The organism is Streptomyces sp. NPDC043176 (assembly GCF_056436715.1).
Genome location: NZ_JBWKCA010000004.1, coordinates 118,658 through 136,380, shown reverse-complemented (window position 1 = coordinate 136,380; position 17,723 = coordinate 118,658). Strand labels below are relative to the sequence as shown.

Here is a 17,723-nt window from a genome sequence, read left to right as displayed (position 1 = left end):
TGCCGCGACGCGGCCCTCAGGGGGCGTACGGCCGTCCCGCCTCCCGCGGGGGCCGCAGACGGAGCACGACCAGCGCCGTGTCGTCGGTGCTGCCGGCCGGCGGCAGGAGGCTCTCGAGGAGGAGGTCGGCCAGCGCGTCGGGCGCGGCCGTGTGGTGCTCCGCCAGGGTCCGGGTGAGTCTCGCCAGACCGGTGTCGATGTCCTCGCGGCGGCGCTCGACGAGCCCGTCGGTGTAGAGGACGAGCACGGAGTCTTCGGCGAACTCGGTGTGTCCCTGCGGACGGGGCGCGTGGTCGAGGTGCGCGCCGAGCGGCGGGTCGGTGGCCCCGTCGAGGAGCACCACCGTGCCGTCGGGACGGCACAGCGCCGGCGGGGGATGCCCCGCGCTGCTGTACGCGAGGGTGCGGCTGCCCCAGTCGATGAAGACGGAGGCCGCGGTGGTCGACTCCGCGCCGTAGATGTCACGGGCGTACAGATCGAGCACGTCGAGCGCCTGCGCCGGCCCCACGGCGACGCGCGAGGCGGCCGACAGCGCGCTGCGGAGCTGCCCCATGACCCCGGCGGCGCGCAGCCCGTGGCCCACGACGTCCCCGACCGCGACGGCCGTGCGACCGGGCAGGTCGACCAGGTCGTACCAGTCGCCGCAGACGTTCAGCGCCCCGGTCGCCGGGCGGTAGCGCACGGCGGCCTGATGGCGGTCGAGCAGCCGCGGGGTGGGCAGCATCGCCTCCTGGAGGTGGAGGGCCACCTCGCGTTCGCGGGCGTGGGCCCGCCGCAGCCGCTCGTTGACCTCCTGCAGTTCCCTGGCCCGGCTGTACAGCTCGGACTCCATCATCTGGGCGCGGTCCCCGCCGCCGCGGGCGCGGATCAGCTCCGTGACCTCCTCCACCCGGTGCAGCAGCAGGACCACGGACCCGTCGGGCCCCAGAACCGGCGTGTTGACGGGACTCCAGTACCGCTCCCGCCACACGCCGGGCCGGTCGAGATCCTCGACGTCGTAGCGCTGCAGGGCCATGCTGTCGCGCTCCCCGGTGGCCGCGACACGCTCCAGCGAGGCACGCAGGTTGCGCATGCCGGTCGCCGACGAATCCTGGGGGTTGTCGGGAAAGACGTCGAACAGGTGGCGGCCGACGAGCTGCTCCCGCGTCCGCCCGGAGACCGACTCGAACGCCTGGTTCACATCCGCGTACACGAGCTCGGTCGTCAGCAGCGCCACCGCTCCCGGCAGCGCCTGGAAGACCGCCTGATAGTCGATCCCGGGTCCGCTCACCGTCCACCTGTCCCCGTGCCGCCGCTCCCGCCCCCACGTTATGCGTGAGCGCCCGCCGCGGCCCGCGTCATTGCGCCGTTCGGCCCCCTCGTCAGGGGCGTCCCCGTCCGTCACGCGCCTCTCCCGGAACGCGTCGGCCCGGCGTCCGTGCGTCCGTCTCCCGGCGCGCCGCAGCGGTCGCACGGCCCCTGTCGGTCGCGCGTTCGCCCGTTCGTCGGGGCGGGTGGTTCCTCGGGTGTCCGCGCCACCCACGAAGGGGGGAGCGCGTTGGGGTTGCCGTGACGCCCGTGCAGTGACGGTTCTGCAATCGGGACCTGCGGCTTTCTGCACCGATCCGCGCCCGTGCGGTCGGTGGCGTCCGGTGACCCGTACGACGACCTGGATGGTGGGCAGTGCCGGAGATGTGGACTGGCCGCGAGGAACACGACCCCTGGTTCGTCGACCGCCTGCGCGGCGGGCTCGACCTCGTCGGACGCGACGGCGAACTCTCGGCACTCCGTGCCGCCCTCACCGCGCACCGACTCGTCACCGTGACGGGAGCGGTCGGCACGGGCAAGAGCAGCCTGGCCCGGACGGCCCTCGCACCGACGCCGAACGGCCCCCGTCGGGCGACCGTCCGGGTGCGCTGGCACGACGGGGTTCCCGTGGGACGCCGCGCCCTCACCGCAAGGGTCGCCCGAGCCCTCGGCTCCTCCGCCCCGCCCCCGGACGCGACCGGCACGGACGTCACGGCGGTGATCCGCTCCTTCCCGCCCGGCGACCTCCTGCTCTTCCTCGACGACATCGACCCCGTACACACCGAATGCGTCGGCCTCGTCCAGACCCTGCTGATGACCCTGCCGAGGCTCCGCGCCCTGGTGACCGCCCGCAGGCCCCTCGGGCTCGGCGACGAGAAGGTCGTACACCTGGGGCCGCTGCCGGTCGACGCCGCCCCACCCCGCAGCACCGGGTGCGACCGCGCGGCCGAGCCGGCGCCCGCCCTCTCTCCCGCCGCGGAACTCCTCCTGTCCCGCGCACGGGAGCGGGACCGGGGCCGGGGCCGGGGCCGGGACGAGGAAGCCCCCGATCCGGCCCTGGTGGCCCACGTGTGCCGACTGCTCGAAGGAGTCCCGCTCGCCCTCGAACTGGCCGCGGCCCGACTCGGGGAAGGGACGATCGCCGAACTCGCCGCCTCCGTCGAGTCCGACCAGTGCCGCCTCACCGACCCCTCCCCGCTCCTACGGCGCCACCGCTCCCTGCGCACCGCCGTCGGCGCCGTACACGCGCTGTGCGAACCCGCGTCGCGCACGGTCTGGCGCCGCGTCAGTGTGTTCGCCGGGCCGTTCACCGAGGCCGCGGCGGTCTTCGTCTGCGCGGGCTCGGGCCTCGCACCGCACGACGTACCCCCCGCCCTGACGACGCTGACCGCCACGGGCGTGCTCCAGGTGCTCGGCGACCCGGGCGCCGTCCGCCGGCCCCGCTACCGCATGGCCCGCTCCGCCCGTGACTTCGGTACGGAACGACTCACCGCGGCGGGCGAACTGGCCGTCACACGCGACCGCCACGGCGTCCACTTCCGCGGCGTCGCCGCCATCGCCGAGACCCTCTGGAACACGGGTCTGCAGCGCCAGGCCCTCCAGGCCGTCCAGGACGACCACGACGACCTGACGGCCCTGATCCGCCGCGGCACATGCCCGACAGGCATGGACCTCTCAGACATGGAACCCGCCCGCGCCGACCACTCCGGAATGGAACCCGCCCGCGCCGACCACTCCGGAGTGGAACCCGCCCGCGCCGTCCCCATCGACGCCAACCCGGCCTGTGCCGACCTCTCGGCCGTGGACCCGACCCTTGCCGACCTCTCCGCCGCGGACCCGGCCCCCGCCGACCTCACCGGCCACGCCGAGACGGCCCTGGAGACCGCGCTCCACCTCTGGTTCTGGTGGGCGGTCCACGATCACGCCGCGGAAGGCGGTGCCCACCTGCGCGCGCTGTTGCCCCGGCTCCCGGCCGACAGCGCGCTCGTGGCGCACGGCCGGTGGCTCGCGGCCTGGCTGTGCGCGGTCCCGGACCCGCACCTGGCGCACCACCTGCTCGACCTCGCCTGGCCGGTCGCCGTCCTCAACGGCGACGACGCCCTCATCGGCCGCATCGCCCACGTCCACGGCGCGCTGGCCTGGGAGCGGAGGGACCCCGAGTCCGCGGCGGCGTACTACCGCGAGGCCGTCGGCACCGTGCCCGCCGGGTCTCCCGGAGGCCCGCCACCGATGGTCAGCCTCGCCGCCCTGGCCGTCGCCCAGGCGCACCTCGACCCCGTGGCCGCCGCCCGCACGGCCCGCCGTGCCCTCGCGCAGGAGACCGGCCGCAACGACGCCTGGGCCACCGCCCTCGCACACTACGCCCACGCCCTCGCCGACGACCGAGCCGGCCACGCCGGCCGTGCCCGCCATCGGGCTCTCCGGGCCCTCACCGACCTCGAATCACGGGTCGACGCCCCCCATGCCCGTGCCGCCCTGCGCCACCTGCTGGCCTCCCTGGGCCCGGTCACGTCACCCTGCCGCACCCCCGTGCCCCAGCACCGCCCGCCGCCGCGCCCCCACGCGGGCCTCCCGGCGCAAGCCGCGGTCAGGAGAACGGTCCCGACAGCGCTCGATCAGGTCGAGTAGCGCTCGGGACCGTTCAGGAAGGATTGAGGAGCCGGAAGACGATCACCGCGCGGGCGGGGTCCAACCGGAACTCGGCGGCCTCCGCCGACGCGCCCGACACCGCCGCCTCGAACGTCTCACTGGTCTGCCACCGCGTGCCCGCGACGGTGCCCGGAGGAGGTGTCGGCGGCGGTTCGGCCGCCTCGGTCCACGCGTACTGCTTCGTGAGCCGCCGCAGGTCGGCTTCCGCCAGTCGGGCGAAGCCCCGCAGCTCGCGGTCGGTGGGCCCGGGGACGCGGGGGTCGGCGACGCCCAGCGGCCCGTACGTCCACTCGACGCTCTCCACGTCACCGAGCTGCGGCAGCGACGAGGCGATGGGCCCCTCGTCGTGCCGCACCTCGGGGGCGGCCTTCTCCGGCTGCCTCTCCTGCGCGCACCCCGCAGCCGTCGTCACCGACAACGCCACCAGCACCGCGGTGCACATCCTCCCGGCACGCATGGCCGTTCCCCCCTGCTCGTGCCGTCCCACGGCCGACCGGCGCGGTGCCGTTCCGTACACGTACACGCCCTACTGGACGGTGACGGTTCCGACCAGGACGCGGTGGTCCGAGCAGGCCGGCAGACCCGCGCAGGCCGTGGACATGGCCAGGGAGTCCGCGCGGTACGGGCCGGCCAGGGTGCTCTCACGCACGAAGACGGGGTCGATCTTGGCGTTGATCCCGCACCTGTTGTCCGAGGCCGCCCCGGTGGTCGACTCCCCGTGCCCCGGGCAGTTGAAGGCGTCCGCGTCGTCGAGTTCGCGGTAGGTGCCGGTGTTGCCGTCGTTGTCGTCCGTGTTCGCGCTCGGCGCGTAGGAGGGGTTGAGCTTCGCGTGGTGCGGCCGCACGTTGAAGTCGCCCGCGATGATCGGTGTGGCGTACGTCGTCAGCCGCGAGGGCCGGCCTCCCCGCCCGTCATGGCACGTGCCGTCGACGACGGTGACGGCCTCGGCCGCCCGAGGGGCACCTTCCTCCCCGGATCCCCTTACACACAGGGGGTTTCCCCCTTAGCCTCACTCTGCGCGCAAGTTACCTGCCAGTTAACCGCTTTGTGATGGGCGCACCGGGCCCGGAGGTCGACATGAGTTCAGCGCAACACCTGCTGGAAAGCCGGCCGCATTCAGTGGCGCACCTCTTCCTCGCGAGGGTCGGGGCCACACCCGACCGGGAGGCGTACCGCTACCCCGTGGTCACCGACGCCGCCGCCGACGGAGCCGAGCGGTGGCACTCGCTGACGTGGTCCCAGACCGCGGACCGGGTGAAGGCGATCGCGGCCGGACTGCTCAGCATCGGACTGCGCCCCGAGGAGCGGGTGGCCATCTCGTCCTCGACGAGGATCGAGTGGATCCTCGCCGACATGGGCGTGATGTGCGCGGGAGCCGCCGCCACCGCCGTCTATCCGAGCACCGACGCCGACGAGACGGCGTACATCCTGGCCGACTCCGCCAGCCGCGCCGTTTTCGTCGAGGACGCCGGGCAACTGGCCAAGGTGGCCGCGCACAAGGACCGGCTCCCCGGGCTCGGCCACGCCGTCCTCTTCGACGCGGAGACGGAACCGCCCCGGATCGAGGGCCTGGAGGTACTGACCCTCGCCGACCTCGAAGAGCGCGGCGAGGCGCACCTCCGGGAGCACCCGGACGCGATCGAGAAGACGGTCGACTCCCTCGGCCCGGAACAGCTCGCCACCCTGATCTACACCTCCGGGACCACCGGCCGCCCGAAGGGCGTGCGCCTCGTGCACGACTGCTGGTCGTACCAGGGAGTGGCGCAGGAGGCCACCGGCCTCGTCGCGCCCGACGACGTGCAGTTCCTGTGGCTGCCGCTGTCCCACGTCTTCGGCAAGGCCCTGATATCAGGTCAGGTGAAGTCCGGACACGTGATGGCCGTGGACGGGCGCATCGACCGCATCGTCGGCAACCTGCCCCTCGTACGGCCCACCATCATGGCGTCCGCGCCGAGGGTCTTCGAGAAGGTCTACAACGGCATCGCCGCCAGGGCCCGCGCCGAGGGCGGCGTCAAGTACAAGATCTTCCTGTGGGCCGCCCGGGTCGCCCGCGACCACGCCAGGACCGGCCAGGAGCAGATGGTGGCGACCGGACACTGCAGGCTGCCCCTGTGGCTCTCCGTCCAGCACGCCCTCGCCGACAAGCTGGTCTACGGCAAGATCCGCGCGGCCTTCGGGGGACGGCTGCGCGGCAGCGCCTCCGGCAGCGCCGCCCTCGCCCCCGACATCGGCTACTTCTTCGCGGGCGCGGGCGTCCCCGTCCTGGAGGGCTACGGCCTGACGGAGACCAGCGCCGCCTGCACCGTCAACCCGGCCGACGACTACCGGGTCGGCACCGTCGGCAGGGCCCTGCCCGGCACCGAGGTCCGCATCGCCGAGGACGGGGAGATCCTCCTGCGCGGCCCCGGCATCATGCGCGGCTACCACAACCTCCCGGACAAGACGGCGGAGGTCCTGGAGAGCGACGGCTGGTTCCGCACCGGCGACATCGGCGACATCGACAAGGACGGCTTCGTCCGCATCACCGACCGCAAGAAGGACCTCTTCAAGACGTCGGGCGGCAAGTACGTGGCCCCCACGGAGATCGAGGGCCGCTTCAAGGCCGTCTGCCCGTACGTCAGCAACATCCTGGTCATCGGCAACGGCCGCAACTTCTGCACCGCCCTGATCGCGCTCGACGAGACCGCGATCATGCCCTGGGCGGCGTCCCACGGGCAGCAGGGCCGCACCTACACCGACGTCGTCTCCTCCCCTGAGGTGCACGCGCTCATCGACGACTTCGTCCAGCGCGTCAACGGCGACCTCCAGCGCTGGCAGACGATCAAGAAGTTCGCCCTCCTGCCGCGCGACCTCGACGTCGAGCACGGCGAACTCACCCCCAGCCTCAAGGTCAAGCGCCCCTTCGTGGAAGGCGAGTACGCCGACCTCGTCGAGGCCATGTACGAAGGCACCCGGGAGGCCTGACGCGGTCGGCCGCCCGGCCGGGACGACGGCCGGGCCGTCCGGGCCGGGACGGCCGGTCAGACCGTCCGGGCCAGGGCGACGGCCGGGCCGTCCGGTCGGGGCACACGGGGGCGACCAGGCCCGACTCGTGGGCGTGGATGACGAGTTGGTCCCGGCCGCGGGCTCGGAGCCCGGTCATCGCACGATTGACGTGGGTCTTCGCGGTCAGCGGGCCGCTGACCATGCGATCGGCGATCTCGTCGTTCGACAGGCCCTGGGCCACCAGGACGACGGCCTCGCGTTCGCGGCCCGTCGACCAGCAGGACACGGATCACGACGCCCGGTCCACGGGAAGTTCGGCCTCGTCCGCCCGCTGCTCGGCCTGCCGCAGCGCCTCTCCCACGGCCCCCGCCGCGACGAGCCAGGCGATCTCGAGGGCCCCCGGGCCCGCGTGAACGCCTCGCCCGTGTCGTGGGCGATGACTCCGTCGCCGTACCGGACCCACATCCGGGACGCTCCTGCACGCACGCGCGCACACCAACCGGCCACCGCCGTCCGCGAGTCCTCCTCGCAGACGACCGCCGACTACCGCACGCGCGGTAGATCCCCGCGGCCTGCGGCGTCCGCGGTACCGGTATCACGACGACCGCGGCAGCGCGAAGTGCCTGCGCCCGCCGGACGACGGGGAGCGGGCCCGGCCGGGATGCTCGGACCACCACCCGACGCACGAAGGAGCCACCGCTCATGTCCGCTCGACCGTCCGCCCGTCACCTCCTCGTCACCGTCACCGCCGCATGCGTCGCCGCGACGCTCGCGAGCATCGCGTTCGCCGCACCCGCGGCCGCGCACGTCGTCTCGGCGCAGCCGCTCGCAGCCGGCGCCTACGACTTCGGCCCCGGGCGCGCGGGGTCCTCCGCGGCCGCCCTGCTCGCACTGGCCGGCGTGGTCGTCGGGTGGCTGGCGGTGGCCCGCCCCACCGGCCGCTTCGGCGTCGCGAACGGACCTCTCGGCGCCAGGATCGCGGTGGTCGCCGGAGTGGTCGGCACGGCGGTCGGGGTGCTGGTCGCGGCCACGGCCGACGGAGGCCTCGGCACCGGCAACGGACTGGGCGGGGCCTTCGTGGCCATCCTGGTGGGAGTGGCGAGCACGGCCCTGGGGTGGCGGGCGACGCGCCGCGTCCGGCGCGCGGGCTGAGCGCCGGCGGAGGACGCCGGTCGAGGCGTGTATCGCGGGCGTATCGAAAACCGCATACACCCTCGCAACGGCCCCGCGTCTTCCATGGACCCATGAACCCCGACGCGTACTCCTCGGCACCGCCCGGCCGAGTGGGCAGGATCGTGCTCATCGGCCTGGCGGTCCTCGCCCTGGCGGGCGGTCTGTTCGTCGTGCGCAGACCTCTCACGATGTCCGCGCCGATGTGCCTGGCCGGGCGGTGGCACGGCTGCTACGACACGTTCAACGGCGTGGTGCTCATGACGCTGGTCACCGTGCCCGTGGCCCTGCTCGTGGCCTGGGGCCTGGCGCGCCGTCGGCGTTCCGCCGGCGCCGCGTCGCCGTGGGGGACGTCCCTGGCGGAGGTCGGCATGGTCCACGGCACGCTGCCGTTCCTGTGGCTGACCCTGATGCCGGGCGGCGGAGCGGGCACCGTACCCCCGCGGGTGAGTGCGGTCCCGCTGCGGGACCTCGTCACGATGGGGCCGCTGGGGATCGCGGGCAACCTGCTGGTCTTCGCGGCCCTGGGGTTCTTCGCCCCGATGCGGTTCGCGGCGCTGGCCTCCGTGCCACGGGTCCTGGCACTCGGGGCGGCCTGCTCGGTGCTCGTGGAGACGGCACAGTACGTCCTGCGCCTCGACCGCGTGTCCTCCGTGGACGACGTGCTGGTCAACGCCACCGGCGCCGCACTGGCCGCGCTGGCCTCGCGCCGCTGGTGGCACACCCGGGCGGCGCCACGGAACTTGCAGGGAAGCACCCGGGCAGCGCCATCGAGCTCATAGGGGAGCAACCCCGGCGGCGCCACGGAGCCGGTAGGGGAGCGCCCCGGCGGCGCCGCCATGGGGCCAGTGGGGGAGCCCCGGGGCAGGGAGACACGGCTCGGGAGACGCACCTCCGCATACGGTGGCGATATGCGCCCCTGCCTAGGCTTCGGGCATGCGTGTACTGATCGTGGAGGACGAGCCCTACCTGGCCGAAGCCGTCCGTGACGGCCTGCGGCTGGAGGCGATCGCCGCCGACATCGCGGGCGACGGCGACACCGCCCTGGAGCTTCTGAGCGTCAACTCCTACGACCTCGCGGTCCTCGACCGGGACATCCCCGGCCCCTCCGGCGACGAGGTCGCCCGGCGCATCGTCGCCTCCGGCAGCGGCATCCCGATCCTCATGCTCACCGCAGCCGACCGGATCGACGACAAGGCGTCCGGGTTCGAGCTCGGCGCCGACGACTACCTCACCAAACCCTTCGACCTGCGGGAACTCGTCCTGCGGCTGAGGGCGCTCGACCGCAGACGGGCGTACGCGCGACCGCCGGTCCGCGAGATCGCGGGCCTGAGGCTCGACCCCTTCCGGCGGGAGGTCTTCCGCGACGGACGCTACGTCGCGCTCACCCGCAAGCAGTTCGCCGTGCTCGACGTCCTCGTCGCCGCCGAGGGCGGAGTCGTCAGCGCCGAAGAGCTCCTCGAACGCGCCTGGGACGAGAACGCCGACCCCCTCACCAACGCCGTACGCATCACCGTCTCCGCCCTGCGCAAACGGCTCGGCGAACCCTGGATCATCGCCACGGTCCCCGGCGTCGGCTACCGCATCGACGCCCGCACGAACCCGTCCGCGGACACGGTGGCCGAGCCCCGCAGGGGAGCCGCCGCTCCCAAGGCCACGGCCCCCGCCGGCGACGCCCCCGCCGCCCTCGACGCCATGGAACCCGGAGGCGACGCCACCGCCGACCCCGACGCCACGGCCCCCGGCAGCGACGCGACCACCGATCCCGGCGGCGGCCCCCGTGCCTAGGCGCCCGGGGCTCAGCGCCCGACTGAAACTCACCCTCAGCTACGCCGGCTTCCTCGCCCTCGCCGGCACGCTCCTGCTGGTCGTGGTGTGGGCCTACCTGCTGCGTTACGTCCCCGACAACTCCCAGGGCCTGCTGGGGGTCTCGCCCAACCGCTACCTCCTCGTGCGCACCTTCGCCCCCGCCGCCGCGGTCGCGATGGCGTTCCTGCTCCTGTTCGGCCTCGTCGGCGGATGGATCCTCGCGGGGCGGATGCTCGCACCGCTCACGCGCATCACGGAGGCGGCGCGGAGCGCCGGGAACGGCTCGCTCTCCCACCGGATCCGCATGGAAGGCCGCCAGGACGAGTTCCGCGAACTCGCCGACGCGTTCGACACGATGCTGGAGCGGCTCGAGTCGCACGTCGCCGAGCAGCGCAGGTTCGCCGCGAACGCCTCCCACGAACTGCGCACCCCGCTGGCGATCTCGCGGACGCTTCTGGACGTCGCCGGCAAGGACCCCACACGCGACCGCGACGAGCTGATCACGCGCCTGCGGGCCGTCAACACGCGCGCGATCGACCTCACCGAGGCCCTTCTGCTGCTCAGCCGCAGCGACCGGGGCACCTTCACCCGCGAGCGAGTCGACCTGTCCCTCGTCGCCGAAGAGGCCGCCGAGACCCTGCTCCCCCTCGCGGAACAGCGCGGGATCGCACTGGACGTCACGGGCGGACCGACACGGACCACCGGATCCCCGGAACTCCTGCTGCGGATGGCGACCAACCTCGTCCAGAACGCCCTCGTCCACAACCTCCCCACCGGCGGCGCCGTCACGGTCCACACCGGCGAGGAGGGTGCCACGAGTGTGCTCCGGGTCGAGAACACCGGCCGGCGGCTCCCTCCGGAACTGGTGCCGACCCTCACCGAACCCTTCCAGCGAGGGGCGGAGCGCGCACGCACCGAGGAACACCCCGGCGTCGGTCTCGGCCTCGCCATCGTGCACAGCGTCGTCCGCGCCCACGACGGGACCCTCGACCTCGCCCCCCGCCCCGCCGGCGGCCTCCTCGTCACCGTCCGGCTTCCCGGTGCGGCCGCCGGATGACGGCCCGGCGGACCTCCTTCGCCGCAGTGCCGCCGCGTCAATCAAAGTTGACACCGCGGTGTTGTCAACGTAGGTTGACATCCATGACCGATGCGACCGATCTCGCCGCGCGAGCGGGCGACCGCGACCCCCGGGTCGGGCTGCGTGCCGTCTCCGCGCTGCGGCGACTGCTCGAACAGCTGGAAGCCGTCCAGGTGCGCAGCGCGCGCAACCAGGGCTGGTCGTGGCAGGAAATCGCGGCCGAACTGGGAGTCAGCCGACAGGCCGTTCACAAGAAGTACGGGAGGCAGTGATGTTCGAACGGTTCACCCAAGCCGCACGCGCCGTCGTGAAGGGCGCGGTCGGGCACGCGGAGCGGGGCGGCACGAAGGTCGTCGCCAAGGAACACCTGCTCCTGGCCCTCCTCGACCGGCAGGACACCCCTGCGGCGGCCGCACTGAACACGCTCTGCCCACCGGACCGACGCCCCTCCCTCGTCGCCGCGCTCGCCGCCGCCCGGCGCCGGGCCGGTCTCTCCCGTGCCGACACCCAGGCCCTCGCGGACCTCGGCATCGACGTCGGCGCGATCGTCGAACGGGTGGAGGAGACCCACGGGGCGGGCGCGCTCGCGGGCGACCGCAAGGACCCCGGCCGGCGGTCGGGCCGCCCGACCTTCTCGCGCGAGGCCAAGACCGTCCTGGAGAATTCCCTCCGCGCCGCGCTGGCCCGCAAGGACCGCGAGATAGGCGACGAACACATCCTCCTCGCGCTCACCATGACCGGAGGCGTCGTCGCCGAGGCCCTGGCCGACCACGGAGTGACGTACACCGCCGTCGACGCCCTCGTCACCGCCGCCAAGCTCCCCTGACCCGAGGGGGGACCTCGGCGCGTGACGTGTCATTCCCGGCGGCCGAACCGGCGGGCGGCCCACAGCAGGGCGAGGGCACCTCCGGCCAGGAGGAGCGCGGCTTCGAGGAGCAGCGGAGGCTGGTACCCGGCCCAGTCGAGGCCGGCGGTGGCCGCGTGGTCCGGCACGCGCAGGGAGATGCAGCGGCGGAGGAGGTCCACGGCGTAGGCGAGCGGATTGACGACGGCGAGGACGTGGACCCACTGGGGCAGGACCGCGAGGGGGAAGAAGCCACCGGAGAGGAACAGGAGCGGCATCATCACCACGCCCAGGAGCGTGTGGAACGCCTCCGCCCTCCGCAGGCTCACCGCCAGGGCCAGAGCGAGGGCGGTGATGGTGAACGAGGCCAGGACCATGGAGCCGAGCAGCAGCACGAGGAGCACCGGGTCGTACGGCAGGCCCGCCACGCCCGCCAGCGCGAGGAGCACGGCGCCCTGCGCCGTGGCGACCAGCGTGCCGCCCGCGCAGTTGCCCAGCAGAAGGGTGGAGCGGCGGACCGGGGCCATCAGGAGTTCCCGCAGGTAGCCGCTCTGCCGGTCGGTGATCAGACGGACACCGACCATGATGGCCGGGGTCTGTACCGTCATCATCAGCATGCCGGGGAACAGGTACGCCTGGTAGCCGACGCCCAGTTGGGACCGCGGGATGAGGGAGGCCAGCCCACCCCCGAGGATGAGCAGGTAGAGCGCCGGGTGGAGCAGCATCAGCGCGGTGTGGGTGCGCTGGCCGGCCAGACGGAGCAGATCGCGGTGGACCAGGGCGTGGACCGCGCGCATCTCGTGCCGCAGCCTCGTGAACCGTCCGTCACCGGCGGCGAAGGCGGAGCCGACGGCTCCCGCGGCACGGGAAGGCTCCGAGGGGCCGGCAGCGCGGGGACCGTCCGGGGCCTTCCAGCCGAGGGCGGTCATCGGCCGCCACCGGACTCCGCACCGGCGCGCGCAGGCGACGGGTCGACGGGCACGTGACCGCCCGGTCGTGCGGCCTCCAGGCTGCGGCCGGTGTGATGGAAGAAGACGTCGTCGAGGGTGGGCGGCGTCGCCGAAGCGGAGTGCACCGCGATGCCGTGCGCCGTCAGTGCCTCGCACAGGCGCGGGATCCAGGAGCTGCCGTCGGGCACCCGGAGGGAGACGCCGGCGGCATCGGCGGTGGCGGCGGAACCGGGCGGTGCGAGGGCGTCCACGATCCCGTGCGCACGCGCGTCGTCACCGGTGCGCAGAACCACCCGGTCGTCACCGATGGCGGCCTTCAGGGCGACGGGCGTGCCCTGGGCCACCAGGCGGCCACGGTCGATGATGGCGATGCGGTCGCAGTTCTCCGCCTCCTCCAGGTAGTGGGTGGTGACGAAGAGGGTGCTGCCCTGCCGCTCGCGCAGCGTCCGCAGGTGCTGCCAGACCTGGGCGCGGGCGTGGGGGTCGAGACCGGTGGTCGGCTCGTCCAGGAACAGCACGTCGGGGGCGTGCAGCAGCTGGCGGGCGATCTCCAGGCGCCGGCGCATGCCACCCGACAGGGTGCGTACCGGGGAGCGGCGCCGATCGCTCAGACTTGCCGTCTCCAGTACCTCGGCGGTGCGCCGACGGACCTGGTGGCGGGGCATGCCGTAGAGGCGGGCGTGGATGTACAGGTTCTGCTCGGCGGTCAGGTCCCCGTCCACGGCGCTGTGCTGGAAGAGCATGCCGACCCGACGGCGTACCTGGTGGGGCTGGGTGAGCACGTCGGCTCCGGCGACCGTGGCGCGGCCGGCACTGGGGCGCGCCAGGGCGCACAGCAAGGCGATGGTGGTGGACTTCCCCGCGCCGTTGGGCCCGAGGAACGCGAAGGTCTCGCCTGCCGCCACGTCCAGGTCCAGGCCCCGTACGGCGTGGGTGGCGGTGCCCTCGGGGCCCGGGTAACTCTTGCCCAGAGCCCGTGCGGTGATCGCGAACGGGGGCCCGGGCGGGTCGGTGGTGCCCCGCGGGCCCGCGTGAGCGGCCGTCAGGAGGGCCGCTGGAGGGAGTCCGTCGTCATCGACGTGTGGCTGCATGGGCTGCTCCTCGCCTGCTCGTCCTCGTCTGCGGGGCTCGTCCACGGATGCGCCGCCCACGGCCGCCGGTGCGCCCGGGAGGTCACGAAGGGCGCCCCGGCGCACCGCGGACGGCGTGCCCGAGGTCGGGCGGTGTGTGAAGAGGGGGCGCGGCCGCGAGACGGCCGCGCTGTGATCGGGTCGGGTGTCCGGCCGGCGGTCGTCCCGGGCTTTGGCCGCCGGCCGGATGGTGCTGCCGGTGCTACGCGCAGCTGATTCCGATGCAGACCGTGTTGAGGAGCGTCAGCAGGCCGACGCACTCACAGGTGGCGGCGAACGGCGCTCCGTCGACGCCGACCGGGTCGGTCTCGGGAAGGGCGTGGAGGCGGGCCAGCAGGTCGATGTCGTGGTTCTCCATGGCTTTCTCCTTCTCTGGTGGGGGTGGCGACAGGACGTGCTGCCGCGCACACCGGCATCTGGCCGATCCAGTGCCGGGGGTCTGTGTGACGCGTCCGCGGGGCGAAGGCCGACCTCCAGGTGCGGACGCGTCCTTCCCTCGGGCGGGACGTCGTCCCGGTGCCCGTGGGGGAGGAACTCGCAGGTGGCCGTGCGGGCCGGCGAGGGCGCTGCCGACGCCGGCCGCGGGATCAGGCCGGTGGCCGGACCGTCCAGTGCCGGGGTGCGCCGGCGTGCCGCGTCCGCAGGAGGAAGGCGAGGATTCCGGCGGACCCGTCGCTCCATCCGGTCGAGACGTCCCCGTACTCGTTCGGGAACACCACATGGCCGCGGCGGTCGGTCTTCTCGCAGACGATGAGACGGGCCAGCTCCCCGGCCATGGAGCGGTACGCGGCGTCACCGGTGGCGTCGGCCATGTCGAGGAGGAAGTCACCGTTGCCCGCGAGGCCGTGGCACTGGGTGAGGGGAGCGCGGGAGGCGCGCTCGGCGACGGCACGCGTACTGCGACGGGCGAGGTCACCGAACCTGTCGTCCCCGGTGGCCTGCCACAGTTGGACGAGGAAGCCGCCGATGCCCGCTGAGCCGTGGCACCAGTACGGAGCCGTGGGCACGTCCCCGGCCTGCGCCGGCCACTGCGCCGCCTCGCCCGACAGGACGGCGCTCGCCACCAGACCCTCACCGACCCGCACGGCCAGCTCCCTGTGCGCCGGGCGCCGGGAGACCGCCGACGCCGCGAGCAGGAAGCTGCCGATGCCGGCCGTGCCGTGGGCGAAGCCCAGGTAGCGCTTGCCGCCCTCCGCCGAAGCGCCCTCTGAAGGACCCCCGTCCGGATCGACGGCTTCCGCGGGGACCGCCCACCCCACACCGTCCGGCCCCCGCCGTGCGGCGGCGGTCAGCCGATCCGCCGCCTCGACGGCGAACTCCGCCCAGCGCGCGTCACCGGTGCGCTCCCACAGGTGGAGCGCGGCGAGCCCGCTGCCGGCCGAACCGTGGGTGATGTCGTGATGGGGCGTCGCCTGTTGCGGCGCCCGCGCCAGAGCCAGCGCCCGGTCGGTCAGCGCCCGGTCGTCGACCGCACGCCCGGCGTCGTACAGCGCCCAGGCCGTCCCGAGCCCCCCGAAATGCAGGCCGGGGCGTGGGGAGCGCGTATCGACACGGCTCGCGACCCACCGGCCGGCCGTGGCGATCACCTCGGGCAGGCGCGCGTCGCCGGTGAGCTCGAAGTACCGCGTCAGGACGGCCAGGACTCCGGCCGCACCCTGCTGCACGGTGCACGGGTCGCTCTCCCCGGCCATCGTGGACACGGGCCACAACCGCCGGTCGTCGCCCGGAGTCATCGACCCGATCAGATGCTCCACAAGGCCGGTCACCACGGACCCGACATCGGGTTCGACGCCCTGAGCCGCCACCGCGCCGGACCCGGTTCCCGCGGGCATGACCGCCGTGGACCCCGCGGTCTCGGGCCCGACAGCCTCCGGCCTCACCGCCTTGAGCCCCGCGGTCCCGGGCCTGACCGCGGTGGGTCCTGCGTCCTCGGGCCCTGCGTCCTCGGTTCTTGCGTCCTCGGTTCCTGCCGCTCGCGGCACCACGACCGCGGCTCCCGTGGCCGGACGGGTCGCGCGCCGCAGAGCCTCACGAGCCCTGGTCGGATCCCATCGCTCGCCGGGTTCGTCCCTCATCAGCCCGAGCACCATCTCCACCACACCGTCCGGCAGATCGAGCGGCCCGGCGCAGGCCGCGAGCCAGGCGGCGAGCCGCTGCTCGGCAGCCGGACCAGCGGGTTCCTCCGGCAACAGGTGGGGAACCTTCCCGGCCAGGACGAAGCACGCGGTGGCGCCGAGGCTGTAGTAGTCGGCCGTCGGATGGACGGGCGCGTCGGCGAGGCGCTCGGGAGCGCTGAAACCGGGAGTCCCGACGCGGGTCGGCAGCGCGGCCTCGTCCGTGTGGACGGCGAGTTCCAGGTCGATGAGGCGCAGTTCACCGTCGGGCCGGACCATGACGTTGGCCGGAGTGAAGTCCCTGAGCACGCAGCCACGGGCGTGCGCCGCCTCGACCAGGTCCACCAGCCGCGCCACCTGGAGCAGCGCGTCGGCGCGGTACCGCGCTCCTCCCACGTCGCGGAAGTGCTCGGCCACCCAGGTGCGCAGCGTCACCCCGGGCACCTCGTCCTGGGCCAGGAACAGGTGCCCGCCGTGCTCGAACAGTGCCAGCGGTTCCGGAGCGAGCCCCCAGCCCTTCAGCCGGTCCAGCATCCGGGCCTCGGCACGCAGCCAGTCCCGTACGTCGCACCCGGAGGCGTCGGCCTCCACGTGCGGCCTGGCCTCCTTGATGACCACGCGGGCTCCCGTACCGACCTCGCTGCCACGGTAGACACCGCCCTTGTTGGTGTGCCGGATGGCCTCCCGTACCGCGAACCGGCCTCCGAGCACCACTCCGCCCTCGTCGCCCTTCTGGGTGCGCGGCGGAGCGGGCGCCACGGCGGGGAACGGCGAGACCGCCCACGGAGGGGGTGCGTACCGGCCCGTCCGCTTGTCCTCCACGGGATTGCCGTCGGGGTCCTCGATGAACCACACGAGCAGGCCGTCGTCCGACAGCCGCCGCCGGCCGACGAACGCCCCGTAGCGGTAGTGGACCAGGCTGCCTACGGCGTAGGGCTGGTCGGACAGGATCCGGGGCCCGGCCATCCCCGCCGTCGCCGCGTGCAACCGCTCGGCGAGCGTCGCCGCCTCGGTGTCGGAACACGGGTAGACGGTGATGAACTTCCCCGAGCTTCCCCGGGGCGTGGCACGCGAGTTGAGTACACTCACCTGCTCCAGTGACCGGGCGAACTTGAACCCGGACTCGCCCCGCAGCAAGACTCCGAGGGCCCTGTCGAGAACCTCCGGCGCGGATGCGACCGTCGCCGACACGTGCAGCTTCCACCCCTGCTCGCGTCGCACCCCCGACCGGGGCGCGACCCGGCACCACATCTCGTCCGCCTCCGCCGCCCAGCGCGTCCCCGTGCCCGTGGCCCGCAGTGCTCGGCGCAGAACGTCTTCCAGCTCGACTCCGGTCGTGTGGACCGCCATTGCGTCTCCTTCTCACCGCTGAGACCCGCTGGCGAGAAGGTTCCCGGTGGCATAACCGCATCAACACACTCCCTGTCATATTCACCGGATTCAGCGAGCGCACAGCGCTTTCACCCCACCCACCACCGCGCCCGGCGCATCACAAGGCGCCCGCGCATACGCCCCGTGGCCGGGCTCCGGGCCCCGTCACCTGCGCCGTCACGGTGTGGGGCGCGGTCCAGCCGGTGAGGAGGCGCAAGACCTCGGTGGGCCTGGTCGGTGTCGTCGGGGACCGGGAGGACTCGGGGGAGTGGAGTTCGCCCGACGAGAGGGTGTGGTGGTGCTCGGCGCCGTGGGTGCGGCGTCATCGGCGTGCGC

The 17,723-nt window shown here is 73.8% G+C and carries 14 protein-coding genes and 2 pseudogenes; 8 read left to right on the top strand and 8 right to left on the bottom strand.

Annotated features, from left to right (window positions below; genetic code table 11):
• Positions 1-16: 16 nt before the first annotated feature.
• Positions 17-1,270, bottom strand: a complete 1,254-nt coding sequence (locus AC067A_RS07885; RefSeq protein WP_478616012.1) for a PP2C family protein-serine/threonine phosphatase — start codon at positions 1,268-1,270, stop codon at positions 17-19.
• Positions 1,271-1,671: 401 nt separating this feature from the next.
• On the opposite strand from AC067A_RS07885, the gene AC067A_RS07880 reads away from it, so the two are divergent.
• Entirely contained in the window at positions 1,672-3,915 is a 2,244-nt protein-coding gene (locus tag AC067A_RS07880; protein ID WP_478616009.1) for an ATP-binding protein, read from the top strand.
• Positions 3,916-3,928: 13 nt separating this feature from the next.
• Here the strand turns inward: AC067A_RS07880 and AC067A_RS07875 are convergent, their stop codons facing one another.
• Positions 3,929-4,393 (bottom strand): hypothetical protein, encoded by a 465-nt coding sequence (locus AC067A_RS07875; RefSeq protein ID WP_478616006.1) that lies wholly within the window; start codon positions 4,391-4,393, stop codon positions 3,929-3,931.
• Between the two features lie 69 nt (positions 4,394-4,462).
• Complete coding sequence (locus AC067A_RS07870) at positions 4,463-4,780, bottom strand: hypothetical protein (protein WP_478616003.1); 318 nt, start codon at positions 4,778-4,780, stop codon at positions 4,463-4,465.
• A 233-nt stretch (positions 4,781-5,013) separates the two neighbouring features.
• Here AC067A_RS07870 and AC067A_RS07865 point away from each other — a divergent pair, with 233 nt between their 5' ends.
• Positions 5,014-6,900 carry an AMP-dependent synthetase/ligase gene (locus tag AC067A_RS07865; protein ID WP_478616000.1) on the top strand — a complete coding sequence of 629 codons (1,887 nt, stop codon included), beginning with the start codon at positions 5,014-5,016 and terminating at the stop codon, positions 6,898-6,900.
• A gap of 106 nt (positions 6,901-7,006) precedes the next feature.
• Here AC067A_RS07865 and AC067A_RS07860 read toward each other — a convergent pair.
• Positions 7,007-7,192, bottom strand: a pseudogene (locus AC067A_RS07860) (response regulator transcription factor); the annotation flags it as partial.
• Positions 7,193-7,623: 431 nt separating this feature from the next.
• Between AC067A_RS07860 and AC067A_RS07855 the strand changes: the two are divergent.
• The 6 genes and pseudogenes from AC067A_RS07855 (at position 7,624) to AC067A_RS07830 (ending at position 11,804) form a co-directional block, all read left to right on the top strand.
• Positions 7,624-8,073, top strand: coding sequence for a DUF6223 family protein (locus AC067A_RS07855; protein ID WP_478615997.1), 450 nt, complete (start codon positions 7,624-7,626; stop codon positions 8,071-8,073).
• Between the two features lie 92 nt (positions 8,074-8,165).
• A complete protein-coding gene (locus tag AC067A_RS07850) occupies positions 8,166-8,873 on the top strand; it encodes a VanZ family protein (protein ID WP_478615994.1) in 708 nt (235 codons plus the stop codon).
• Positions 8,874-9,027: 154 nt separating this feature from the next.
• Positions 9,028-9,681, top strand: a pseudogene (locus tag AC067A_RS07845) (response regulator transcription factor); the annotation flags it as partial.
• Between the two features lie 190 nt (positions 9,682-9,871).
• Complete coding sequence (locus tag AC067A_RS07840; protein WP_478615991.1) at positions 9,872-10,957, top strand: sensor histidine kinase; 1,086 nt, start codon at positions 9,872-9,874, stop codon at positions 10,955-10,957.
• An 83-nt stretch (positions 10,958-11,040) separates the two neighbouring features.
• Positions 11,041-11,250, top strand: a complete 210-nt coding sequence (locus tag AC067A_RS07835) for a helix-turn-helix domain-containing protein (RefSeq protein WP_026058749.1) — start codon at positions 11,041-11,043, stop codon at positions 11,248-11,250.
• Entirely contained in the window at positions 11,250-11,804 is a 555-nt protein-coding gene (locus AC067A_RS07830; RefSeq protein ID WP_478615988.1) for a Clp protease N-terminal domain-containing protein, read from the top strand. Before AC067A_RS07835 ends, AC067A_RS07830 begins: the two co-directional genes overlap by 1 nt.
• Before the next feature lie 29 nt (positions 11,805-11,833).
• Here AC067A_RS07830 and AC067A_RS07825 read toward each other — a convergent pair whose 3' ends face one another.
• From AC067A_RS07825 to lanL, 4 genes are all read right to left on the bottom strand, one after another.
• Positions 11,834-12,751 carry an ABC transporter permease gene (locus tag AC067A_RS07825; RefSeq protein WP_478615985.1) on the bottom strand — a complete coding sequence of 306 codons (918 nt, stop codon included), beginning with the start codon at positions 12,749-12,751 and terminating at the stop codon, positions 11,834-11,836.
• Complete coding sequence (locus tag AC067A_RS07820; RefSeq protein ID WP_478615982.1) at positions 12,748-13,863, bottom strand: ATP-binding cassette domain-containing protein; 1,116 nt, start codon at positions 13,861-13,863, stop codon at positions 12,748-12,750. Before AC067A_RS07820 ends, AC067A_RS07825 begins: the two co-directional genes overlap by 4 nt.
• A gap of 241 nt (positions 13,864-14,104) precedes the next feature.
• Positions 14,105-14,260 (bottom strand): VenA family class IV lanthipeptide, encoded by a 156-nt coding sequence (locus AC067A_RS07815; RefSeq protein ID WP_167348131.1) that lies wholly within the window; start codon positions 14,258-14,260, stop codon positions 14,105-14,107.
• A 229-nt stretch (positions 14,261-14,489) separates the two neighbouring features.
• Positions 14,490-17,366, bottom strand: a complete 2,877-nt coding sequence (gene lanL, locus AC067A_RS07810) for a class IV lanthionine synthetase LanL (protein ID WP_478615979.1) — start codon at positions 17,364-17,366, stop codon at positions 14,490-14,492.
• Between the last annotated feature and the right edge of the window lie 357 nt (positions 17,367-17,723).

Coding starts and splice junctions, on each gene's coding strand:
- AC067A_RS07830 (WP_478615988.1), top strand. CDS start 11,250: ATGTTCGAACGGTTCACCCAAGCCGCACGCGCCGTCGTGAAGGGCGCG.
- AC067A_RS07855 (WP_478615997.1), top strand. CDS start 7,624: ATGTCCGCTCGACCGTCCGCCCGTCACCTCCTCGTCACCGTCACCGCC.
- AC067A_RS07815 (WP_167348131.1), bottom strand. CDS start 14,260: ATGGAGAACCACGACATCGACCTGCTGGCCCGCCTCCACGCCCTTCCC.
- AC067A_RS07865 (WP_478616000.1), top strand. CDS start 5,014: ATGAGTTCAGCGCAACACCTGCTGGAAAGCCGGCCGCATTCAGTGGCG.
- AC067A_RS07835 (WP_026058749.1), top strand. CDS start 11,041: ATGACCGATGCGACCGATCTCGCCGCGCGAGCGGGCGACCGCGACCCC.
- lanL (WP_478615979.1), bottom strand. CDS start 17,366: ATGGCGGTCCACACGACCGGAGTCGAGCTGGAAGACGTTCTGCGCCGA.
- AC067A_RS07850 (WP_478615994.1), top strand. CDS start 8,166: ATGAACCCCGACGCGTACTCCTCGGCACCGCCCGGCCGAGTGGGCAGG.
- AC067A_RS07825 (WP_478615985.1), bottom strand. CDS start 12,751: ATGACCGCCCTCGGCTGGAAGGCCCCGGACGGTCCCCGCGCTGCCGGC.
- AC067A_RS07880 (WP_478616009.1), top strand. CDS start 1,672: ATGTGGACTGGCCGCGAGGAACACGACCCCTGGTTCGTCGACCGCCTG.
- AC067A_RS07875 (WP_478616006.1), bottom strand. CDS start 4,393: ATGCGTGCCGGGAGGATGTGCACCGCGGTGCTGGTGGCGTTGTCGGTG.
- AC067A_RS07820 (WP_478615982.1), bottom strand. CDS start 13,863: ATGCAGCCACACGTCGATGACGACGGACTCCCTCCAGCGGCCCTCCTG.